The sequence below is a fragment of the Paenibacillus bouchesdurhonensis genome, assembly GCF_900155685.1.
In the GTDB taxonomy this organism is placed as follows: domain Bacteria; phylum Bacillota; class Bacilli; order Paenibacillales; family Paenibacillaceae; genus Fontibacillus; species Fontibacillus bouchesdurhonensis.
The window spans coordinates 2,923,402-2,945,970 of sequence record NZ_LT732548.1 but is presented as its reverse complement, the minus strand read 5'-3'; the positions used below and the strand labels follow the sequence as shown (position 1 = coordinate 2,945,970).

The following is a 22,569-nucleotide window of genomic DNA, read 5'->3' as shown; positions in this document are numbered from 1 at the left end:
ACCTCTTGGAAAATTTTATACTTATCCATTTATCACACAAACTCCCCTTTGAGCGCTTGCAATTCCATTTGCAGCGCTTGCTCTGGCGTAATATCTCCGCTTTGAAGTTGCGCTAACAAGCGCTTGTAAAAGTGCTCCTGCTCTTCTACCGCGCTCTTCCCCAGCCAATACACCTTTTTATTGAAATTGGGTGGCTGGAGCGGCTGTCTTTGCAATAAATAGCCGGGAAAATGCTCCCCGGTGAAGTTTTCAATAATCATATGACAGTTCGTTCCGCCGAAGCCGAAGGAAGAAATTGCCGATCTTCTCTTTCCGTTGATTCCTTCCCAGGCTTTGCTTTCCATAACCGGATAGAAAGGCGATTGCTTAAACTGGAATCGCGGATGCGGCTTTTCGCAATGAATTGATTTGGGCATGACTCCATGCTGAACAGCCAATACCGCTTTAATGAAGCTGCCTATGCCGGCAGCACGCAGCAAATGACCCATGTTGGCTTTAACCGATCCCACGCCGCAATACTGGACATCGCTTGTTAATTCGCGGTAAAGCTGGCTGGCTGCGCGAATTTCAATCGGGTCGCCTAGTAAGGTGCCTGTCCCGTGCGCCTCGTAATACGAAATCGAATCGGGCGAAATAGCGCTGTTACGAAGAGCTTGCCGAATAACACTTTTTTGCCCTTCGATATTCGGTGTCGTTAACCCCATCGTATGACCATCATTATTCACGGCAGAGCCCAATATTACCGCTTGAATTCGATCCCCGTTCTCCACTGCCTTCTTCAAAGGCTTAAGCAACACAACCCCGGCTCCCTCGCCGATGACAATCCCCTCAGCCCGCTCATCAAAAACATAAGCATGCTTGCTCGGTGAAAGTACGCCTGCTTGGCTCATGCCAATATGGTCGATTGGATCCAACAGCACTTGGACGCCTCCCGCAATCGCCATTTCACATGACCCGTTCAATAATTGCGAGCACGCCTCATTAATCGATACCAGCGAGGAGGAGCATGCGGTGTCCAAAGTCAATGAAGGGCCTCGCAAATCATACGTATCGGACACCCGAGCCGCCATCATATTTGAAATTGTATTGACAACAATATGCTTCATGGACTCTGACGGCACTTTATCCAAGTTGTTTTTTAAGTAAGAGCTTTCAGCTCCGCCGATGAAGACTCCAACTGATTTTCCTCTCACTTCTTCCTTAAGGTAACCGGAGCGGCTCCACAGCTCTTCTACCAGCTCAAGGATGATGCGGTGCTGAGGATCCATTACCAATGCGACCTCGTCCGGTATCCCCCAGTAGCCGGGGTCAAACTTGTCGATATCCGATAGAAAGCCCCCCCACTTCGAATAAGTGGAATCCTTGCGTTGGCGATCCGGATCGTAATAGTGCTCTACATTCCAGCGGTTCTTGGGAACTTCTGATATCAAATCTTTTCCTTTTAACAAATTGTCCCAGTATTGCTCTAGATTATCCGATTGTGGAAAACGACAAGCCATACCAATCACCGCGATTTTTCCTTCCATATCGTCTATTGCGTCAGCAGAGCTCCTAGCAACTTGCATACCAGAAATCGCTTCTCGCTCAATTGCTCGCGGCTTGAATTGAGGTGCCTTTTCCGTATTGTTTACCGCAATGTCAAGCTGTGTGGACAAGTGCCGCGACAGCGCTTGGAGTGTTTTATATTGATTGATTGCGCTAGGTTCCAGAACAACATCGTACTCGGCCTCCATTCGGCTTAATACTTCCACCATCATCATAGAGTCGAAACCGTACATCTCCAAGTCCTCGGTGACATCGAGCTCATCCATATCCATTTTTAATATCTCGCTGAATAAACGCTGCAGGTTCACCAGGAGTGACTGCTCCGATTCGTGTTGAGCGGTCATTAACTGCTCCGAGGCTTCCTTCAAGAAGGACGGCTCTGAATTAGCGTCTGCTGTTTGTAGCAGCTGCAACGCTTCGAGCGACTGCTTGATTCGTTCTTTATTCCCCCGAAGGGGCAATACTTGCTCCCAGCCCGCAGCAAGAACCATCTCAAATATGTCCAAGCCATGACGTTCCTGCAGGACTTCAAGTCCATTGTCGCTTTGCAATTTTTGTTTGACGGCATCTTTTACCTGCATGCCCCCATGCTCCCAAAGCGGCCAATTGATAGAATAACTTTTGCAAGCCATCCCATTGGCTCTATCCCTCTGATTTTTCAGCTGAATAAATTCGTCCATGTACCGATTGGCATAGGCGTAATCTGCCTGTCCTTGGTTGCCGGTAATCCCTGTAATGGATGAAAAAACAACGAACAATTCCAGCTCTTCTCCGAGAGTAAAACGATCCAAATTATGGATGCCCCGAATTTTAGGATCCAACACATTCGCCGCCTCACTCATCGTCTTTCTAAATAGGAACGAATCATTCAAGACTCCAGCAAAATGAAAAACCCCCTCAATACTTCCGTAATCGTCTTTGACTTGCGCCATGCAGCGCTTTATCTCTTCTTCCTTGGATACGTCTGCCCTGTAACAACGAACAGTACCGCCAAGCTTTGCTGCTTCCTCTAACTGAGTCATGACATCAGGCGTAACAGCGGAACGGGCGACAATAACCGCATTGATTTGGTATTTGGCTAGCGCATAAGTGGCAAACAGTACGCCCAAGCCTCCGTTTCCTCCAGTAAAAAGATAAGTGCCGCCCTGCTTGAGCTTTGACTGCGTCAACGCGAGATGGCTGTCGATTTTCATCTCTCGTAGCTGCCGAATCAGCCTTACATTCCCTTCGTACTTCATCTCTACGCATCCCTGACTCAAATTGCTCCGTACTTCCGCTTGTAAAGGCACGGTACTCAGGTCGTCATAACTTATAAAGCAAAAAGTAAACTGCTGATTCTCCAATGCAGCCGTTCTGCCGAAGCTTGCTAAAGCCCGGTGCGCAATATATTCATCTCCGGATCCGTATAAGTAAACAAACCTGACAGGCAGCTTATAATATGATTTGAGCAAAAATTGAATTAGATTTTGCATCCCTTCATAGGCCGGATAGCCGTTAACTGCTTCAAAATCTGACTCAGGATGAATAACGATGGACAAGCTCTCTAATCCATCTTGAATAATTGACTGCAGAGCCTGCTCAAGCTGCTTGTAATCCGTAAGATTTGCCTGAAGCCATCGTGCATCCTCCAGATCAGCCAGTGAGTCACTCAGCTTGCCCATCGAATCGACAACGAGAACCGGCATAAATTGCCCCGGCGTATTCGCTGCCTCGGAAATAGCGCATGGCTGCCATTCAGGAATAAAAAAGGACGTATCGATATCCGCTTCAAATTGCATATACGGCTTTAAGCCAAAATCTTCAAATTCTGCAATGACGGTATGATCTTCCGAATGAATGAACTGAATATCAAACACCATCAGCTTGCCGTTCTTACCTTTTTCGCGAATATAGGCATAGCACGATGGCGGTACTGGCTTATAGAAGCATACGCGTTTCACCGAAAAGGGCAAATACGTTCCAGATTCACCATTCCACGCGCCGGCAGCCGCTAGGGATTGAAATGCGCCGTCAATTATCGAAGGCGGGCAATGCCAGGCTTTTGTGGGAAGATCATTCAATACAAGCTCGGCTATTGCTTCCTGGCCTCCGCTGCTAAGGCTAACGACAGTTTGATAGGTCGGACCGTAGCAAAGTCCGTTTGCCTGAAAACGAGCGTATAGCTTAGAAATACTAACGTTTGACTTGCAGCGCTGTTGAATCGAACGAATAGAATGTTCCACAATGCTTGGTCTTTGCTCTCTCCATCGTATCGTAGTCTGAAAGTGATCCTGTCGCCCTGTATCCCCAAAAGAAGAAAGCTTGACTCTCGTCTCCCCTGACTCGGTGTCTGTCCAGCCGATATATAGGCGATTTCCTAAACCGTTATTACAGTACGTGTAAGGTTGCAGCCAGAACAGCTGCGTCAATTCCTGTTCGATGCTGCGACCTTCCTGTTCGATGCTGCGACCTTTTTGTTCAATTGCTGCATAAACGATTTGAAAATACATTGCTCCTGGCAATACAATATGTTCGCCTACTACATGATCTGCAAAATTTGCATACACCTGATCCAAGTCCAGCATGTAAGCAAAGTCTTCCCGGTCTGACGGATCTAGTAATATAGTGATCCTCTGCCCCTCTGCGCTCTCTGATTGGATGGTTTTGCTTGACTGAAACCAATATGGCGTCCTATGGAAAGGGTATCCGGGCAGCGCCAAACGTCTTATCGCCTTGTTGCCGTCATACAAGCGTTCCCAATCTATGCCTGCTCCTTGTATCCAAAGGTCTGCAAGGTGAAGGTAGTCCTTAGAATCCAACGCCTTCCGTACCTTGATTTCAAGCGCTTCAACAATCCGATTGCCTGTCTTGGAGACACTACCCGCGAATCGAGTCGTGTTATTCGCACAATAGCTCCGCAGTTCCTGGATTAGCTGTCGCATATTCGTGACAATCCAGCAGGCACGCTCTTCCATCGGATCGCGCCCTACTTGAAGCGTATAGGCTACAGAAGCTAAACAAAGGCCGCCCGGCTCGGAGGAAGCCTTGCCCCCTATTTTTCTGTACAATTCATTAATGATTTGCACGGGTGTCTTCATTTCGAACAGCTGCTTAAATTGCAGGCTTACTTCATATCGTTCCTCCACTTTCCTGATCAGCTGATACAAGCTCATCTGATCAAAACCCATATCAAGCAAATCGCCATGGAGTTCTATCTCTGCTGAAGATACAGAGAGAATCTTCCCCATCTGCTCCAGCAGCTCCAGCTTCATAGCCTCGTAGGAATGCGTTTGAGGCGGTGCGCTCATATAGCTTTCCAGGTAATCAGCCAATTGCTCCGCTTTCACACGGAGGCGGTTGCGGTCTTTAGCAGACAGTACGATTAAATGCTCTGTCTGGGTGTCTTCTATAGAAGCATCTGCTTCCCGATCATTGATATATTCTTCTATTACAAGATGGGCATTCGCTCCACCAAAGCCAAACGAACTAATCCCCGCTCTCCTAGGGCTGCCGTCCGCTATCGCCTTCGAGCTTTGGGTCCATGGCTGCAAGCGGTCTAAAATATAAAACGGGCTGCCTTCCAGTTGAATCTGCGGATTGCGCTCTCGATAATGAACATTAGGTGGAAGCTCTTGATGCTGTAGAGAGAACAGCACCTTAAACAAGCTAGCCATTCCGGCGGCCGTCTCCATATGGCCTACATTTGTTTTCACAGAGCCAATACCGCAGGATCCAACTGACAGCTGGCCTTTGCCTTGCACATGTGCCAATGTTTCAAAGGCTTGCTTCAATCCGTTAATTTCTACAGGATCCCCTAGCTGAGTGCCGGTGCCGTGAGCCTCGATGTAGCTGATTGAATCAACATCAATGCCCGCCTTCTCGATAGCCTTCATGATGACTTCGGCTTGGGCGTTCGGATTCGGAGATGTAATTGAATTACCTTTGCCCCCGTGATTTACGGCTGTTCCCCGAATAACTCCGTAGATCTGGTCGCCGTTTAGCATGGCCTCCGCCAACGGCTTTAGGAGCACTAAACCCATTCCTTCGCTGCGAACATAACCGTTGGCTGATTCATCGAATGTTTTGCAGCGGCCGTCCGGGCTTAGCATACCGGATTTGCTGAATGAAATGGCCCCCCGTGGGCTTAGTATAAGCTGGACTCCCCCGGCCAGAGCCATATCGCATTCCCCGCTTCGCAGTGATTCTACTGCCCGATGTATTGCTACTAACGAGCTGGAACACGCGGTATCAATCGGTTCGCTGGGTCCGTGCCAGTTAAACATATAAGAGATTCGGTTGACAAGAACCGAAATAGCAACACCTGTAGACTGATAAGCCTCTGTTTCTTCGGCTTCCCGATTGATCAGATCGTTATAATCTGTGTTTGCAGCAACCCCGACAAATACGCCAGTCCTAGAACCGGAAAGCGATGCCATGCTGTAGCCCGCGTGCTCAATCGTGTGCCATGCCAGCTCGAGCATACACCTCTGCTGAGGGTCCATAAGCTCTGCTTCCCTAGCAGCAATCTTGAAGAAACGAGCATCAAACTTATCAATATCGTTGACAAACCCGCCCCACTTGGCCTTCGTTTTATTCTTTTCTTGAATCGGATCGCCGTAATATTCACGCCAATCCCATCGTTCCATTGGGACTTCAGTAACGAGATCGCGACCTGCCTTCAGATGCTCCCAGAACTGCTCAAGCGTTTTGGACTGCGGCATCCGTCCAGCCATCCCGACAACCGCCACTGGAAAATCGCTACGTCCGCTGGGTTCACTGCCGGGCGACTTTTTTTCCGGGCCTAATTCTGCATGGGCAGTCGTTTTCTCAGGTTTGATCTCTGACCGGCTGTCCCACGCTTCAAGCGGATTGGCGGCTGTATGGTTGAGCGCCTCGTCGGCAGTCGCGGTTTGCCGCACGGCATCATGAAGTGGATAAGCTTCCACCAAATATTCCGCCAGCCTGCGGACTGTAGCATATTGGAAAAATAAAGCCGGCGAAACATCGGTTTGAAAATCCTCATTCAACTGATCGGCAAGATAGGTAAAAGACAACGAATCAAAGCCGTAATCTCCAAGCTCCGTGTCATTGTCAATATCATCCATATTCCATTCAAGAATAGTGGCGATTTTTATCTTGATCTGATCAGACATAAATTGTAACAGGCTAGAGTCTGCCGCTAATTGCGCACCGTGATGAGCCGTTCCCTCAGTCTGCTTCTTGGATATCGGGTCATCCTCAGCAAGGATCTCTTGGTCTGTCTCCAGGAGTGGGCGTACCGTAAAATCCGATATACTGACTACCGGCACCCCTCTCTCATCCAGGATGCAAATATTATACGCATAACCCTTATCGGCTGAAGGAGCAATGTAAACATATTTCCATTGCTTACTACGCTGCAAGATTTGAAGCTCCCGTATATAAAATGGCAACTGCATCCCCTGTGAGTGCCCAATCAACCCGTAGGCGATCATACACTGGAGAGCCCCGTCCAATAAAGCAGGGTGCATCTCATATAGCTCTATCGTTTGATCTACCTCTTTAGGAGGCGCAAGCTCCCCAAGAATATGGTTATTTCGGACATATAACCTGCTAATGCTTTGAAAAGCGGTACCATAATCGATTCCCAGTTGTCGATAGTATGCATAAATCTGCTCCTTGTCGAAGCTGACCGCGTTAAGCATCATCTCCTGCAGATCAACATCTTCGTATAACCCGGAAATATCAACTGAACTCCCGTACACGATCTCGCCTTGAACGTGTTTGACTGCATCATGTTCACTGCTTGCAGAATGAATTTCAAACCCTGCCTTCTTGGAATTTCGCTCTAGGGTAAGCTCTGCAGTTACTTGGCCATTGCTGACGATCAACGGTTGAATAAAAGTTACCTGACTCAATAGCAGCGGCTCTACATCCGATGATATACAAGCCGCTTTATACGCCATTTCAAGAAATGCGGCTCCCGGGAAAACAAGGCTGCCTTGTACCTGGTGCTGACTGATAAACATCTCCTCGCCCGTAAATTGTCCGCTGAAGCGAATGCGGCCTTTCTCGGGCTGCTGCTTCTGAAGAATCGGATGCGGCATAGCGGTGGGCTGCATGCCGGTGGAAGCCTGCTCTTTCTTCCGAGCAGCAGGCTTTAGCCAGTAGCTGTTCAGAGAGAATGGACAAGCAGGAAGCGGAAGCTTCACTGGATATGGCTTAGTGTAGCTCAATTCCCATTGAAGCTCGGCGCCTTGAACCCATGCCTTAGCGGCGGCCTCCATCTTTGTGTCATCCAATATAATCCGCTCGTTAGCATGGGTATGGCGCTGGGTCTTCCCTTGAAATATACCGCTTTCTTCCGCTGCAGCGCCCTGAACATATTGGTTCAACTTGTCGGTAAGCTCCTCCATGTTGGTTGCTACGATTGCAAGACGCTCCTCCATCGAATCCCTGCCAATCTGCAGCGTGTAGGCTATCCTCTCCAAAGTCACATCCGCTTCCCCTGAAGCCAGCTTGTCATGGAGATCATTAATGAGATTCTTCGCTAACGTCTGCAGTTGCTCTGAGCTTTTTGCAGACAACGGTACAATATGCTTCCGTTCACCACCGCCATCCGAGTATTTCCCTGGCAAATACTCTTCAATAATCGCATGGGCGTTGGCGCCCCCTGCGCCGAATGAGCTAATTCCAGCTCTTCTTGGATACATGACTTCCTCCCCATTGACATTGAGTGTCGGCCTTCTCCATGCCTCTACTTGTTTTTGCAAATAAAAAGGCGTTTCTTCAAAACGAATGCGAGAATTTACAGGCTCGTGATAGAGCGTAGGAACTAAGGTCTGATGCTTCATTTGAAGTAAGATTTTGGTTAAGCCGATGATCCCGCTTGCCGCCTCCAAATGGCCCACATTAGTTTTCACTGAGCCGATCGCGCAGTACTGCTTATCCGAGGTATGTTTCTTAAAAGCATTCGTAAGCCCGCTAATCTCAATCGGATCGCCTAGAACCGTTCCTGTCCCATGTGCTTCAACATAAGTAATAGTGCGCGGATCGATATTCCCTTTCTTTAGCGCATCCTCGATTAAAGCTGCCTGGGCATGCGGATTCGGTACAGTATAGCCATTGGTTCGCCCACCATGATTTACTGAGGTCGCTTTTACAACCCCGTAGATGTAATCCCCGTCCAACAGCGCTTTGTCCAATGGCTTGATTAGCACTGCCCCTGCCCCCTCGCCAGGGACAAAGCCGTTGGCTTCATCATTAAACGCTCGGCATTGTCCTGTTGGCGACAGCATTTTCATCTGGCAAAGACCGCTGTATTTGTACGGGTGAAGATATAAGTTAACTCCGCCGACTAAAGCCATCTCCGAGTCGCCGTTGCGAATGCTGTCACAGGCCAGATGCAGCGCCGTTAACGAAGAGGAGCAGGCTGTATCGACAGGGGCGCTTGGCCCCGTCAAATTGTATAGGAACGATACCCGGTTCGGAATTGACCACGGCTGCGAATTCGGAATATCCTCGTTTGAGGCATGATCCCATTGCTCCACGCCGATCAATTGATAGGTGTTATTCGTTACGCCAACAAAGACGCCGACCTTTCGCCCTCCTAAGCTTGCTTTTGAATAACCGGCATTAGCAAAGGTTTGAGCAGCTATCTGTAGAAACAGCCTTTCCTGTGGATCCATCCCCTTTGCTTCTTTGGGCGATATTTGAAAGAATAGCGGATCGAATAAATCTGGTTGATCCACAAATCCGCCCCATTTGCAATAAATCGAACCGTTATTCGCATAATGATCCGAATTCCAACGATCAGCCGGAACCTCAGTTACACAATCCGCACCATTTAATAGATTTATCCAAAACTCTCGAAGATCCTTAGCCTGCGGATAGACGCCTGCTATGCCAATGATTGCAATGTCCTGCTCAACAGCTTCCACTTCCGATGAATCCTCGATCGCTGCGGCTACGGGAGCAGGCTTTACTGACTGGACAATAGCAGCGGTATGTTTAGTGGAAGTATCGGCGGCGTACATTCGCTTCACTTCATCGGCATACTCGTTTAACAAATAGTCAGCCAAAGATTCCACCGTGAAATACTCATACATCAGTGTCGATGGCAAATCAGGCAGCCACTTCTTAAGCTCCTCAAGTATGGCAACGCCGACAATGGAATCCATGCCGTAATCACCCAAATGCACCCTATCGTGGATATACGAAGGATCGAGCTTTAAGCAAGCAGCTGCAGTTGCTTTTAAACGCTGCATAAGCTGTTCTTTCATGGACATTTGTCCCCGTGTTGTCTGTTGATCTTCTAATTTGTCATGCGTCTCCTGTCGCAAAGGCGTCTTTGCATTTTGCCTCGGCCCATAATAATCCGTTTCACTTCGGATAAATTGATCGCTGGCAGTCGTCGCCATAACCTGAATTATATCCGCGGAAGCGATTCGCTGAAATGCTCGCAGCCCCTCCTCGGGCTCAATCGGTACGACCGAACGAAATTTTTGCTGCAGCACTTTATCAAAAGCCTTGCCTAGACCGACTTGACCCCATAAACCCCAGTTGATCACCCGTACGTTTACCCCGTATTGCTTAGCGAATACAGCCGCAAACATATCCTTAAGCGTATTTGAAGCGCAGTAATTAGCCCCCCCTTGGCTTCCAAAGAAGCTCGCAGCCGAAGAAAACACAATAAAGTTGTTAACGCCAAGCGTAAGATGAATCTGCTTTAAGAGATCGCAGCTTGTGGCTTGAATGCCTACAACACGATGGTAAACGTCTGGCGTCATATTTCTGAGTAGGCTATTCTCAACATCTGCTGCAGAGTGAATCACCCCATCAATGGTACCGTAGCTTTTTGATAGTTCCCGAATCCGCTGCAACGTATCGTCGGTTTGCCGCAGATTCGCCTCCAGGTAGGCTGCTCCTGCCCCTAGACGATTCAATAAGTCCAGCTGGGCTTGCTTCTCTAAATTCATCGGACTTCTTCCTACGAGGATGAGCCTTGCGCCATAGCGCTTAGCCAAAAACTTCGAGATTTCAAATCCGATCCCTCCGCTGCCTCCAAGGACAAGATAAGTCCCGTGCGCTTTAATCACAGGCTCAAATGCCTCTTGCTTGCCCAATTCAGCTTTAATCAGCGCTCGCCGATAACGCTTCCCACTGCGGTAAGCAACATAAGGATAATCCGCATTATAAGTTTCCTTCATCGCAGTTAATAACTCTTCGGTCGTCTCCGATTCAGTGCGAATATCATTATGAGCAAACTGAAGGTCTATGTGCATCACATTTACCGCAGGAAACTCTAACGGAATAGTTTTGGTTATTCCCGCTATCGCAGAGGCGTGGATATTATCAAAGCAGAATTCGTAACCGGGCACCGGCATACTGCCGCTTGTAACCACCTTTAAAGTGCAGCTGTCATGAAATACCTTAATCAAGCCGATCAAGGCCAAGGCGCCTTCATTGTGCTTTTGCTCGTAAGTTTGCTCCATGGAGCCTGAATTTACTTCGTCACTCATACCGCCCATAAAGTAGATCGTATCTACAGCCTGCGGCGTAGCCACGATAGAAAAATCAGGCTCCCCCATAGTAATGTCCACTTCAAAATGATTCGGATTGACGCAATAATTGCGATTGCTTAAATACACTTTCGTGATACGACTACTCTCATAATGCTGCTCGAACACGGGCCAGTAACGCGCCTGCGCTTTCGTTCCTACCAGCATAATGTGGTGCTCCGAGCGACTTACAGCAGAAGATTCGCCACTGGGTACATCACAAGCAATCCAATCGGCTGTAAGGCAGAGCAATGGCTGCTTCTCCTTTGGCGTAACCCAGTAGCTATCACGTGCCGGCACATAAGTAGGCAAGCTCTGTTTTCGGGGTTTACGGCCTTCAAACAATACCGACCAATCTAATGTCTCCCCGGCAACCCAAAACGCAGCGGCTTGTTTTAGCTCGTGATTCAAGAGCAGGCTCCTTATTAACTCCTTGCGGCGTCTGTCGCTTAATGGGTGCTCTTGCTTATTTCGATCATGTTTATTCCCAGCAAAAACTGCGCACCCGATTGGCAGTGACCAGCCGTTCAAGTGGGAGCGAAGCGATTCTTTCAGCGATTCTTGACTGAAGGCGACGAATGCTATACGCTCTTCCATTTCCTCTCGGCTACATAGAAGCGTATACGATAAGTCCTCTAAGCTAACCTCGCCAGACGGCTGCATGCATAGCCAATCCAGGTGTTGCTCTAGCAGCGCATCCAGCCGCTCTTTATTTCGCGCGGAATAAATAAATATATGCTCTGGCTTCATACTCTCCTCTCCGCGAGACAGATCGCTTTCGATGGGTTTGTATTTTTCTTTAGAGGCCGCATAGCTCTCCAGAATCAAATGTGCATTCACTCCTCCAGCCCCAAAGGAGCTGATAGCGGCCCGCAACGGCTGACCCTCTCGTACTGGGTGCCATGTCTCGCTTTCAGTTTGTACCTTGAAAGGCGTATCTTCAAAAGCAATATGTTTGTTCAACTGATTGGCATGCAAGGACGGTACAAGCTTTTTATGCTTCATTTGGAGCAGTACCTTAGTGAGACTAGCAATGCCTGCGGCTGATTCAGCATGTCCGATGTTGGATTTGACTGAACCGATAGAGCAATATTGATGATCAACGGAATACTCTCGGTAGGCTTGAGTCAATCCTTCTATTTCAATAGGATCCCCCAGACTCGTACCTGTTCCATGAGCTTCAAGATAATTAATCGTCGAAGGGTCTATTTGTGCTTGCTCTATAGCCTTTTTGATGAGCATCGCTTGAGAGTGCGGACTTGGAACTTTGTATCCGTTCGTTCGCCCCCCGTGATTGATCGACGTTCCTTTAATAATTCCCCAGATCTCGTCACCGTCTTCTTCCGCCTGTTTCAGCGGCTTAAGCAGCACAGCGCCGATCCCCTCGCCAGGCACAAAACCGTCTGCTTGATCGCCAAACGCATGGCATTTGCCTGTCTTTGAAAGCATTCCAAGCTGGCACATCGCCAAATATTTGGACGGATGGAAATAAAGATTGACTCCGCCCGCTATGGCCATTTTGCACTCCTTGTTTCTAAGGCTTTCGCAGGCCATATGAATGGCAACCAAAGAGGACGAGCAGGCCGTGTCTACTGGAATGCTCGGGCCGTTAAAATTATAAAAATAAGACACCCGATTCGGTATCGACCAAGGGAGGGAAGTCGGAACGATAGAGCTCCCCTTCTCCCATTGTTCATGGCCGAGCAGTTGATAGCTGTTTGTGGTAACCCCCACATAAACTCCGACATCAGCTCCCTTATCTCTCGGAAGCTTCTTGGCCAGCCCCTCTCTTGTATAGCCATTATGCTCCATTAAGTCCCAAACGCATTGAAGGAATAGGCGCTCCTGAGGATCCATCGTCTCAGCTTCTTTAGGCGATATTTGAAACAACAGAGGATCAAAACGGTCAACATCGTCCAAGAATCCTCCCCATTTGCAATAGATCTTCCCGTTGCTTGCTTGGGTTGGATCCTGATCGTAGTAGTCCCGCCAATCCCATCGTTCCTGGGGAACCTCGGTTACACAATCTATGCCCTGCTCAAGATTCGTCCAAAACGCTTCCAGATTGCCGGCTTTAGGATACGCTCCGCTGACTCCGATGATCGCGATTTCTTCTGATTCTTTACCTGCAGCCTCCTCTGGATCGGCAACTGCAATTTCTTGGGCGGCAGAAGCCACAACTGGCACATTTTCTGTACCAACATTTACTGAACTGCTGCTCTTGAAATGGTTTCGAAGCGCTTCGGGTCGACTGGCTGCCAAAAATTGCGCCAGCTCCGCAATGGTCTGATATTCAAATAATAAAGTAGGTGAAATTTTACCAAAATACTGCTCCAGCTCGCCAATCAAATGCTCAATCATGATCGAATCCAGCCCATATTCTTCAAAGCGGGTATGGATATCAATTCTGTAATCTGGAAGCTTGGTGCATTGCACGATCCAGCCTTTAATCAGATCGCAAATGAATGCTTCCGCCTCCTCTGATTCATTAGAAGGGCTCTGGAGTATTTCTGCATCCGCTTCAAGCTCCATCTTTTGCATGCCTCCAAGCAGCGTGTGCTTGATCATCTCCCGATCTCCCACTGTGACAAGCACTTGGTTGTATCCGGAGTGAATTGCTTGTACAAAAGCCTCAATCCCCGCCTCTGTAGACAACCCCCTTAGCCCTGTCTGCTCATATAGAAGAGCCTTCTTTGTCTCAGGAATACGCATACCGCCATCTTCCCAAAGGGGCCAATTCAATGAAACGCTTTGTCCATAACGTTGATTTTGTTGACGTAAGCGCTCGCGATAGCCGGCATATTGATCCATAAAGCTATTACTAAACGAATAATCGCATTGCCCTATATTCCCTGACACAGATGATAAGGAAGAGAACAAACAAAACAGATCGAGCGGCTCGTTCGAAGTGTATTCATCCAAATAAACCGTACCGAGTATTTTAACCGCTGCAACCTCGTCGAATTGTTCAGGGGTTTTTTGTATAAAGTACGCATCGCGCAATACTCCTGCACAATGAAGTATGCCATGAATTTCTCCATAGGCTTGCTTTACTGCGAGTATAAGGCTCTGCACTTCCTCCCGTCGAGATACGTCAGTCTGCATGTAGATGGCTGAGGCGCCTAATCGTCTTAGCTCCGCAATCTTATTATCGATGTTGGCGTCGTTTGGAGTCCTTCCTGTCAGTACTAGTCTTGCTTGCTTGGTAGAAGCTAAAAATTGACTAATTAAATATCCGACTCCACCAATGCCTCCAGTAACAATATACACGCCAGCTGTACGAAGAACCCCGTCTTCACTTCGAAGCTTTGTATCCGCTTGGAACTCCTCATAATATGAAGTGTACCGCCGCTGTTTGCGATATTTGACGACTTGTACGTTCTCAATATCATCTTGCAGTTCTTCTATTACATTTCTCTCAAAACTTGTCCTTTCATCTATATCTACCAATTTAAATCGCAAATGATGGTTTTCAAGATGAATGGTTTTGAAGAATGCCTCTAACGCATGCTGAAACAGATTTGTTTCACTGTCATCCGATACATACCCGTAAACCATAGATATCGGCTTCTTTAAAGCATGCTTATTCAAGGAAGTGCAAAGAGGCAGCAGAGGATGTATCAACTCCTTGGTATAGCGCTCCCATTCTTGCTCCTTAGCTTCATTGCCCCATAAATAAAGCACTTGGGCGTTCGCTCCTGAATCTTCTGTAAAAAGCGAACTCCAGACTGCCTCATAATGCGCTAAAACATAAGGATCGATAATAAAACGATCCGGCGCATGGCGCTCAAAGTGTTTTCCCTTCGAGACTAGGATCGGGGTATAGCCTTCTCGTTTTAGCTGTTGAACCCAATCCGGATCGTTTGCAAAGACAATTACGAGAGTGTTTGTTTTTTGCTGGTTGCGGTTCAATGGTGTCTCCAAGGGAGTCAAGGCTCTACGGTAATACACAACACTGTCGTTGCTTGATCCCGGGTCAGCTGTTATGGCTTCATCGGTTAGGAACATATTTTTAGCTTCCCCGGCAGTAGTTGTTGTGCCAGGAGCCCAATAGCGCTCTTTCGCAAATGGGTACACTGGCAGCGAAATCCGTCTTCCCGCTTCAAATCCCTTGCATTCCTGCCAATTCACTGCGCCTCCCTCGCACCACAAGGAAGCAGCACGCTCGATCGTCTCCCCTGAAATCAATACAGGAGCATCTGATGTTCGTCCCTTACTTGAACGTGAACCAACAACCATTTGAGCATTCTTCCCTCCGTCCAGATAACAAGAGCAGAGATCCGCTAGCTCTCCATGGCTTGAGGCGATAAAAACGATCCGTTCGTTAAAGGCTTCCCTTCCAATCTGTAGCGTGTAAGCGATATCTGTTAGAGCAGCATCTTGTCCCGCCTGCTTTATATACCCGAGCAAAGCTTTCACATATTCCGCTAAAGCAGTCTTGCTCTTGGCGGACAACGGAAATACCCGCTGTTGATTTACTTCATTCACTACAGATGTGCTTAATGCCTTTGACGTATATTCCTCCACGATACAATGGCAGTTCACTCCGCCCGCTCCAAAGGAGCTGATAGCCGCTCGTCTAGGCTGCGAATCGAATTTTGGCAAGAGCCAATCGCTAACCTCTTGCTGAACGTAGAAGGGCGTATTCGTAAAGTCGATGTTCGGATTAAGCGCCTTCGAATGCAAAGACGGAACCAGCTTCTTATGCTTGAATTGAAGCAGCACTTTCGTCATTTGCGAGATACCGGCCGCCGCCTCCGCATGGCCAATGTTTGATTTGACTGATCCAATGGCGCAATATTGCTTCTTATCTGTAAATTGGCGAAACGCTTGGGTGAGTCCTTCAATCTCAATCGGATCCCCCAAATCCGTCCCCGTTCCATGCGCTTCCACATAGCTTAAAGTCTCTGGATGAATGCGAGCTTGCTCCAACGTTTCTTGAATTAACTCAGCCTGGCTCTTCGGGTTCGGAACGTGAACCCCGGCAGTCTTGCCCGCGTGACGCATCCGCACTGAACGAATAACACCGTAAATGTGATCCTTCGCCGCCACGGCATCCTTAAGCGGCTTTAACAAGATAGCGCCTACGCCTTCTCCCGGAACGTAACCGTCCCCGTTCGCCCCAAAACTGTGGCATCTGCCCGTCGGAGACAAAAAGTATTTAGCAAACTGGTATTTATTTGGATGCAGGGATAAGTTGACCCCACCGGCAATAGCCGCTTTGCAAGTGCCATTTTTGATAGATTCATAGGCAAGATAGATGGCCGACAACGATGAAGAGCAGTGTGTATCCACGGTCATGACGGGGCCTTGGAAGCCCAGGTGATAAGCGACCCGTGTCGCAATGGAGCCCAGGTTCACCTCCGGATAAAACCCTTGATCTGCATCAGCTAAATAGCTGTATTCCGACCAAGTCGCACCGGCAAAGACACCGACATTATGGTTTGTTTGCTTCAACAGATCGCTTAGCGCATAACCCGCATCTTCTACGGCATGCCAGGCGGTCTGGAGAAACAGCCGCTGCTGCGGATCCATCTTCTCTGCTTCAACCGGAGTGATTTGGAAAAATTGCGGATCGAATTGATCGACATTCTGGAGAAAGCCTCCCCATTTGCATGGATTCGCTCCAACTTTCTTCTTATCCACATCGTAAAAAAGCTCCAGTTTCCAGCGATCCCCTTGAATTTCACTAATCGCATCCTGGCCATTGACCAGGTTCGTCCAGAACTGCTCCAAATTGTCTGCTTGGGGATAACGTCCGCTCATTCCTATAATGGCGACTAGATGCGCATCGTCCTCTTTGTCGGCAGCTGGCCCTTCCGCTGTGCGTTGTGCTTCAAACGGCTTGGAGGAGGCCTCCGTATGAGCCGAAGCTCTTAAGCGATAACGGTTCTTGGCGACGCCATACATACCCGAATCTTCATGGATGGCCTCTAGATCCCTCCAGTTTTTTTCTTGAACCCATGCCCTAATCAGCCGATCCGCGATATCCTGAATCTCCTGCTCGCTCATACCTACAGGAATAGCTAAACGAACCAGTTGATTGGCTTGTCTTGGCACAGTACCGCCGCAATGAACGCCTCCCCGTATTCCTGTTGTTAAGTACAGCCAATTCAAAAAGGCTTGTGCGGGATAGTTCACCTCCGCCAAACCTTTTATTTGCTTCACATCAATCAGCAAGCAATGACCGCCGATCGGGAAAACGATAGGCAATATAGACTTTAACTGCATCCCTAATTTTTGAACAAGCTCCACTCTCTTCGCTGCCTGATCCACTACTTTATTTGTATCCGAAAGTGCGCGATGCAGCATGATCCTCTCGGCTTCAGTCAGGCTATGATTTTCAGCGGCAGCCCGCTGGGCCATCTTCTCGAAGGTTTCCTCATCGCGAACAGCCACTATGCCGCCAATTGGGCTTCCATAGTCTTTCGTTAAGCTGGCGACCACATAATCAGCCAGTTTTAGCATTTGCTGTGCAGCTTCTAATGCCGGAGCCCAATCGCTTGTCGGCGTCAAACCCTGCTTTGTTGCCATAAGAGCATTTTCCAACACTCGAGTGGCATCCAGGATTAAGGAAGTGTGGGTTTTGTCGCATAGACTGCGAATTTCCTTTAGATGCTCCAAGGTGACCGCTGCCCCGCCGGCAGCATTGTTCTCAATTTCCACAGCGACGTAGGCTGTATTGCCTGCATGAAGCAATTCTTGCAAACGACCAAGATCCAGATGAGCCCTGTCTGCCGCCCCCTCCAATGCAGATATGGGTGTAACCGGAATTTCTATAGGGTGGAAGCCATTCTCCACTTGGTGATGCACGGTTGTAGGGAACATTATGTTCTGAGCAATCATTGGCTTGGTCTTCGGCAGTGCGCCAAACAACAGCCCCTCTGCTTCGCGGCCGGAAGAAACCGGCAAAACATATGGGAAAGGGAAGTAATCCCTCAAGCGCTGAATGAGCTCTGCCTCTGTACATGATTTAACCTGAGTTTGATTCTTCACTGCCTGGTTACTAGTCCAAGGAAGCTCAGACCAAGAATCTGTAAGCAAATCATAAGCCACCTTGTCATGCGGTACAAATAAAGTATTGTAATCGTATCGTGCCAGCACTTCATCGTCGATTGCTTGGATGGACTCTGATACGCCTACGGGATTAGCGATGAACATAATTATATCGAGGATACTAGGCGGTGCCGTATCCGTAAACCGTTGCAAGTATAGCGGACAGTTCTCTGTTCTGAACTTGTTTTTGAATTGATAGTTGCCGCTTCCGTTAAATATGCCTTGCTCCCACAGTTCAGACAAGCCTTCTTCCCAAAGCGAATCTGAATTTGCTTCCGGGGCACTCGCTACACCAAAGGTAGCCCCGAGACTCAAAAAAGTAGCCCCTTCCTTAAGAAGCTGCTTATAAATATGGAGGATTGCATACTCCAGTCCACCTAGGGGCATCGTAGCTGGATAAAACTCCAAATCCATTAAATAACCTCCACGAGAAGGTACAGGTGTAATAATCACAATATTTACGAGCTCGTGGTTAAGATAAGTAAGGAAGCAACGATACATACTTGGGAAGCTCCGGGTAGTAATTTGCTCCCTCACCTTATTGATATACGGATTCACCATTTGCTTTGTGCTGCTCCATGCATCAATGATGGAAACAATGCGACGATCTATTTCAAAGTCACTATGCATTTGGTATTCTTCGACTCGGCAATCGCCTGATTTCTCAAAATTGGATATCGCATAGCGCAAATGCCTGTACTTCTTCCCTTTCAAATCCAGCGGAAGCCGTTCCAAGCGTTGGAGCACACCAATCTCCACAGCCCCGATTGGTCTATCCTTGATCGCTTCTAGCCTTTGTTCCAATAGAAAAACTACTTGCTTGCCAGATCGGTTAACATACTCAGTGAGTTCATGGGCGAGTTCACTAAGCCCCGCCTCTTGCCCGTGATACAGAAAGGCCAAGACAATTCCATTTCTCTCGGCTACATAGAAGAAGCTCTTACGATTAGCGCCAACAAATATTTGCGGAGCTATATCCTTTCGCGCTATCGCCAAGCCTTCCATCCCATAGCAAGCGATAATATTGTCAATGTAATTTTTCTCATCCGGATACATAGGCAAATCTTGCTCACTGATCAGCATCGCCTGCTGTTGTCGATTTTGTTCGGTTTCCAGTATAACTGACTGAGACTCAATCTCGCAGGGATCCTCTAAACTGGAATCGTCAACTGGAGCAAACTTGTCTGGACAATGGTCTTGCAGGAAATGACTTAACTTGACAATATCGAAATGCTCAAAAAGAATCGTTTTGGGCAGATTGCCAAATTCGCTTTCCAGCACCGACATCCACTTCAAAGAGAGGAACGAATCAAGGCCATAGTTTGGAAACGACTTGTCCAGCTCAATTCTGCTCGCGCTTACTTTGAGCAAATCAGCAAGCGACTGGATTAAATATTGTTGGATAGCCTCCAATTGCTTGGATTTCGTGCGTTCCTTGGTTTCCATCCTTACAGTGGCAACACAAATTTCCGATTTAGTCACTTCACTGCCTTCCTTTAAGCCACCGCTAACCAACGCCTGCTCTGTTTTTGTGATCACACGCACGACAAGCTGTTTCAACTGCAGGATGATCTGGTTTTCAGCATCCAATACTGTTAGATCAATATAACAACGCCATGAATGTAAAGCTTCTTGTATTGTGTTGGTGCGTTTCATATAACTAGTAAATCGGCGAGGCAATGGACGGTAAAGGCGCAGCGATTCAATGTTATGAGGCAAAAGCATAGCCTGATCAGAAAAATCACCCTTTATCAGTGCGATAACCGGCTGAATTGCTCCATCAATAAGATATGGATCAAATCCAAAGCTATGTCCCTCTTTATCCGCAAATTGCGGTGATGCAGCAATTGTAGCCACGGCTTCATCTTTAAATACCTCAATCTTCTCTACAGTGCGGTACAGATCACCGTAGGTAAAGCCTTGCTCCGCTACAAAGGAATACCATGTATCGCGCTCAAACATTTGAACCGCTTCTGAGGAATCCGGTAGACGCACCTCAGTCAGGGTCTCATCGTTCGGCTTCTTGTAGAGCTCAGCTATACTGTATGCTTGTTGATGCGGCGAGTCCATATCCAAAACCAGACACTCGGCCGATTGGCTATCTATTCGACTCCGCAGCTCCACGCAGACCATCTTCTCGTTTTCGTTATAAATGGGAGCTTTGAAATGAACCTGCTCTAGACAATTTATCCCTTCGCCTAATACCTCATTAGCTGTTTGCAGCATTAAATGCAATATATAAGCCCCTGACACAATTTCGACCTGGTTCACCTGGTGGCCGTTCTTGCTCCTACCGCTGTTCGTGATCCGATGCTCGAACCTAATGGTCTCGTTTATTTTCGTGAGGCTAGAGCTATTAATGCGCGTTTCGGGCTTGAGCCTATATTCCTGCTTAGTAAACGGGTAAGTCGGCGCTGAAATTCGCTTCGGCATTAAAGTCATATTATCGTAAAGGTCTTGCCATTGTACTGAATGTTCGCCTGATTCCCAGGCTTGTTTGCAGGCTGCAATTTCAGAAGGCAAGCTTGTAGGATAATGAACAGCTTCTCCTCCTAAAAAAGCATCACATTGCTTAATCAATTCCTTAGTCGATCGAGATATGAACAATTGTCTTGTCTTCATCGCAATACGACCGGTTTGAAAAGTGTATGCCACATTGGCAAGAAAAGTTGAAGGAGCGCCGAGCTCCTTGGTTTGAACAGCTTGCTCGACAAGCATAGAAATGTTCTTCAAGTTCACCAGGTCATTCAAGGCAAACGATATGCCCAGCTTGTTATTGATTTCCAGCAACAGGCGCTGCAGTTCTGCAGGCTCAAGTCCAAGCAGATCCCAATCTGTAAAGACATCGATTTCATTGACTGAGACATGAAGATGCGTAGCCATCATTTCCACGATCTGGTCGCACAACTCTTTGTGTACCGTAACATCTTGTTCGGATGCATGAACAAAATCACGAAGCTCTTGTACATATGTATGTAGCGTCTGATCATTCTGCGCTGAAATCGGTATCAAAAACAAGGTTGGTTGAACCGAATATGAAGCAGGTTCCGCTTTCTCATCCTGCCTGTATTCCTCTACAATCATATGTGCATTAGTTCCGCTAAAACCAAATGAATTAATCGCCGCCATTCTAGGCTGAGCGCCCGCTGTCACCCATTCCTGCAATGATGTATTTACATAAAAAGGAGTCTTAGGAAAATCAATATGCGGGTTTGACTTTTCGAAATGAATCGTCGGGAATATACATTCATATTTCATTCCCAACAACACTTTAATTAATGACGCGACCCCAGCCGCCGCTTGTAAATGTCCCATATTGTTTTTGACCGAGCCGATGGCGCAATATTGTTTTTTATTTGTGAATTTAGAGAACGCGTTCGTCAGCGCCTCCAGCTCAATCGGATCCCCAAGCTCCGTTCCCGTGCCATGTGCCTCTACGTAGGTAATTTGTTCCGGATTCAACCCGAACCGTTTCAATACATCCAGTTGAAGCTCGGTTTGTGCAAGCGCATTTGGCGCTGTAATGCCATTGGATTTGCCGTCTTGATTAATGCCGGTGCCGCGAATGACACCATAAATCTGGTCTCCATCCCGTACAGCCTTGCTTAATGCTTTTAACAAGACGACCCCGCAGCCCTCGCCAGGGATGAAACCGTCGGCCCGTTCGTCGAAGGCAAATCCACTTCCGCTCTTTGATAGCATCATGGATTCGCACATTAATAAATAAGGACGAGGAGTCACATAAAGCGTGACTCCTCCTGCTAAGGCCATATCGCTATCGCCATTTTGGATTGCTTTGCATGCTGTATGAATCGCAACAAGCGAGGACGAGCACGCCGTGTCCAACGTAATAGCAGGCCCTTTCAAATTTAAGAAGTATGCAATCCTAGCCGATAGCATTGAAGAATAATTGCCTATTACTTCATATGGCTCGGGTTTATGCGGAATAGAATCCAGATAGGTATAATAATCATTGCTTACAACACCTGCGTATACGCCACAGCGAACATTATCTAATCTCTCAGGCGTATAACCGGCATCTTCAATTGCTCCCCAGCAGTTTTCCAGAAACAAACGCTGCTGCGGATCCATAAATTCCGCTTCCATCGGAGAAATATTGAAATGCAGCGGATCAAAATGATAAGGTTCAGATATAAATCCGCCTTTTCGGCAATAAATCTTGCTTTTCAGCTCGCTGTCGTATTCATTAAAATTCCAGCGTTCATCGGGAATATCCCCTACGACATCCTTGCCTTGAGACAACATCCTAAAGTAATCAAGAGGGTTGTCGATCATGCCGGGAAATTTGCACGCCATCCCTATCACCGCGACGGGCTCGGCGGATGCTCCCAGTTTCGACGTTTCTAACTTCTGCTCTAAGCTCAGAATAGTATGATAAGCGCGTTCCAAACGAATATAATCTTCGCTATTAACTTTCACAGTTTCATTG

Annotated in this window: 1 protein-coding gene; it reads right to left on the bottom strand. The window is 47.7% G+C overall.

What is annotated here, in order from left to right:
* Positions 1-32: 32 nt before the first annotated feature.
* Entirely contained in the window at positions 33-22,559 is a 22,527-nt protein-coding gene (locus CZ379_RS17445; RefSeq protein WP_110932791.1) for an SDR family NAD(P)-dependent oxidoreductase, read from the bottom strand.
* Positions 22,560-22,569 lie beyond the last annotated feature (10 nt).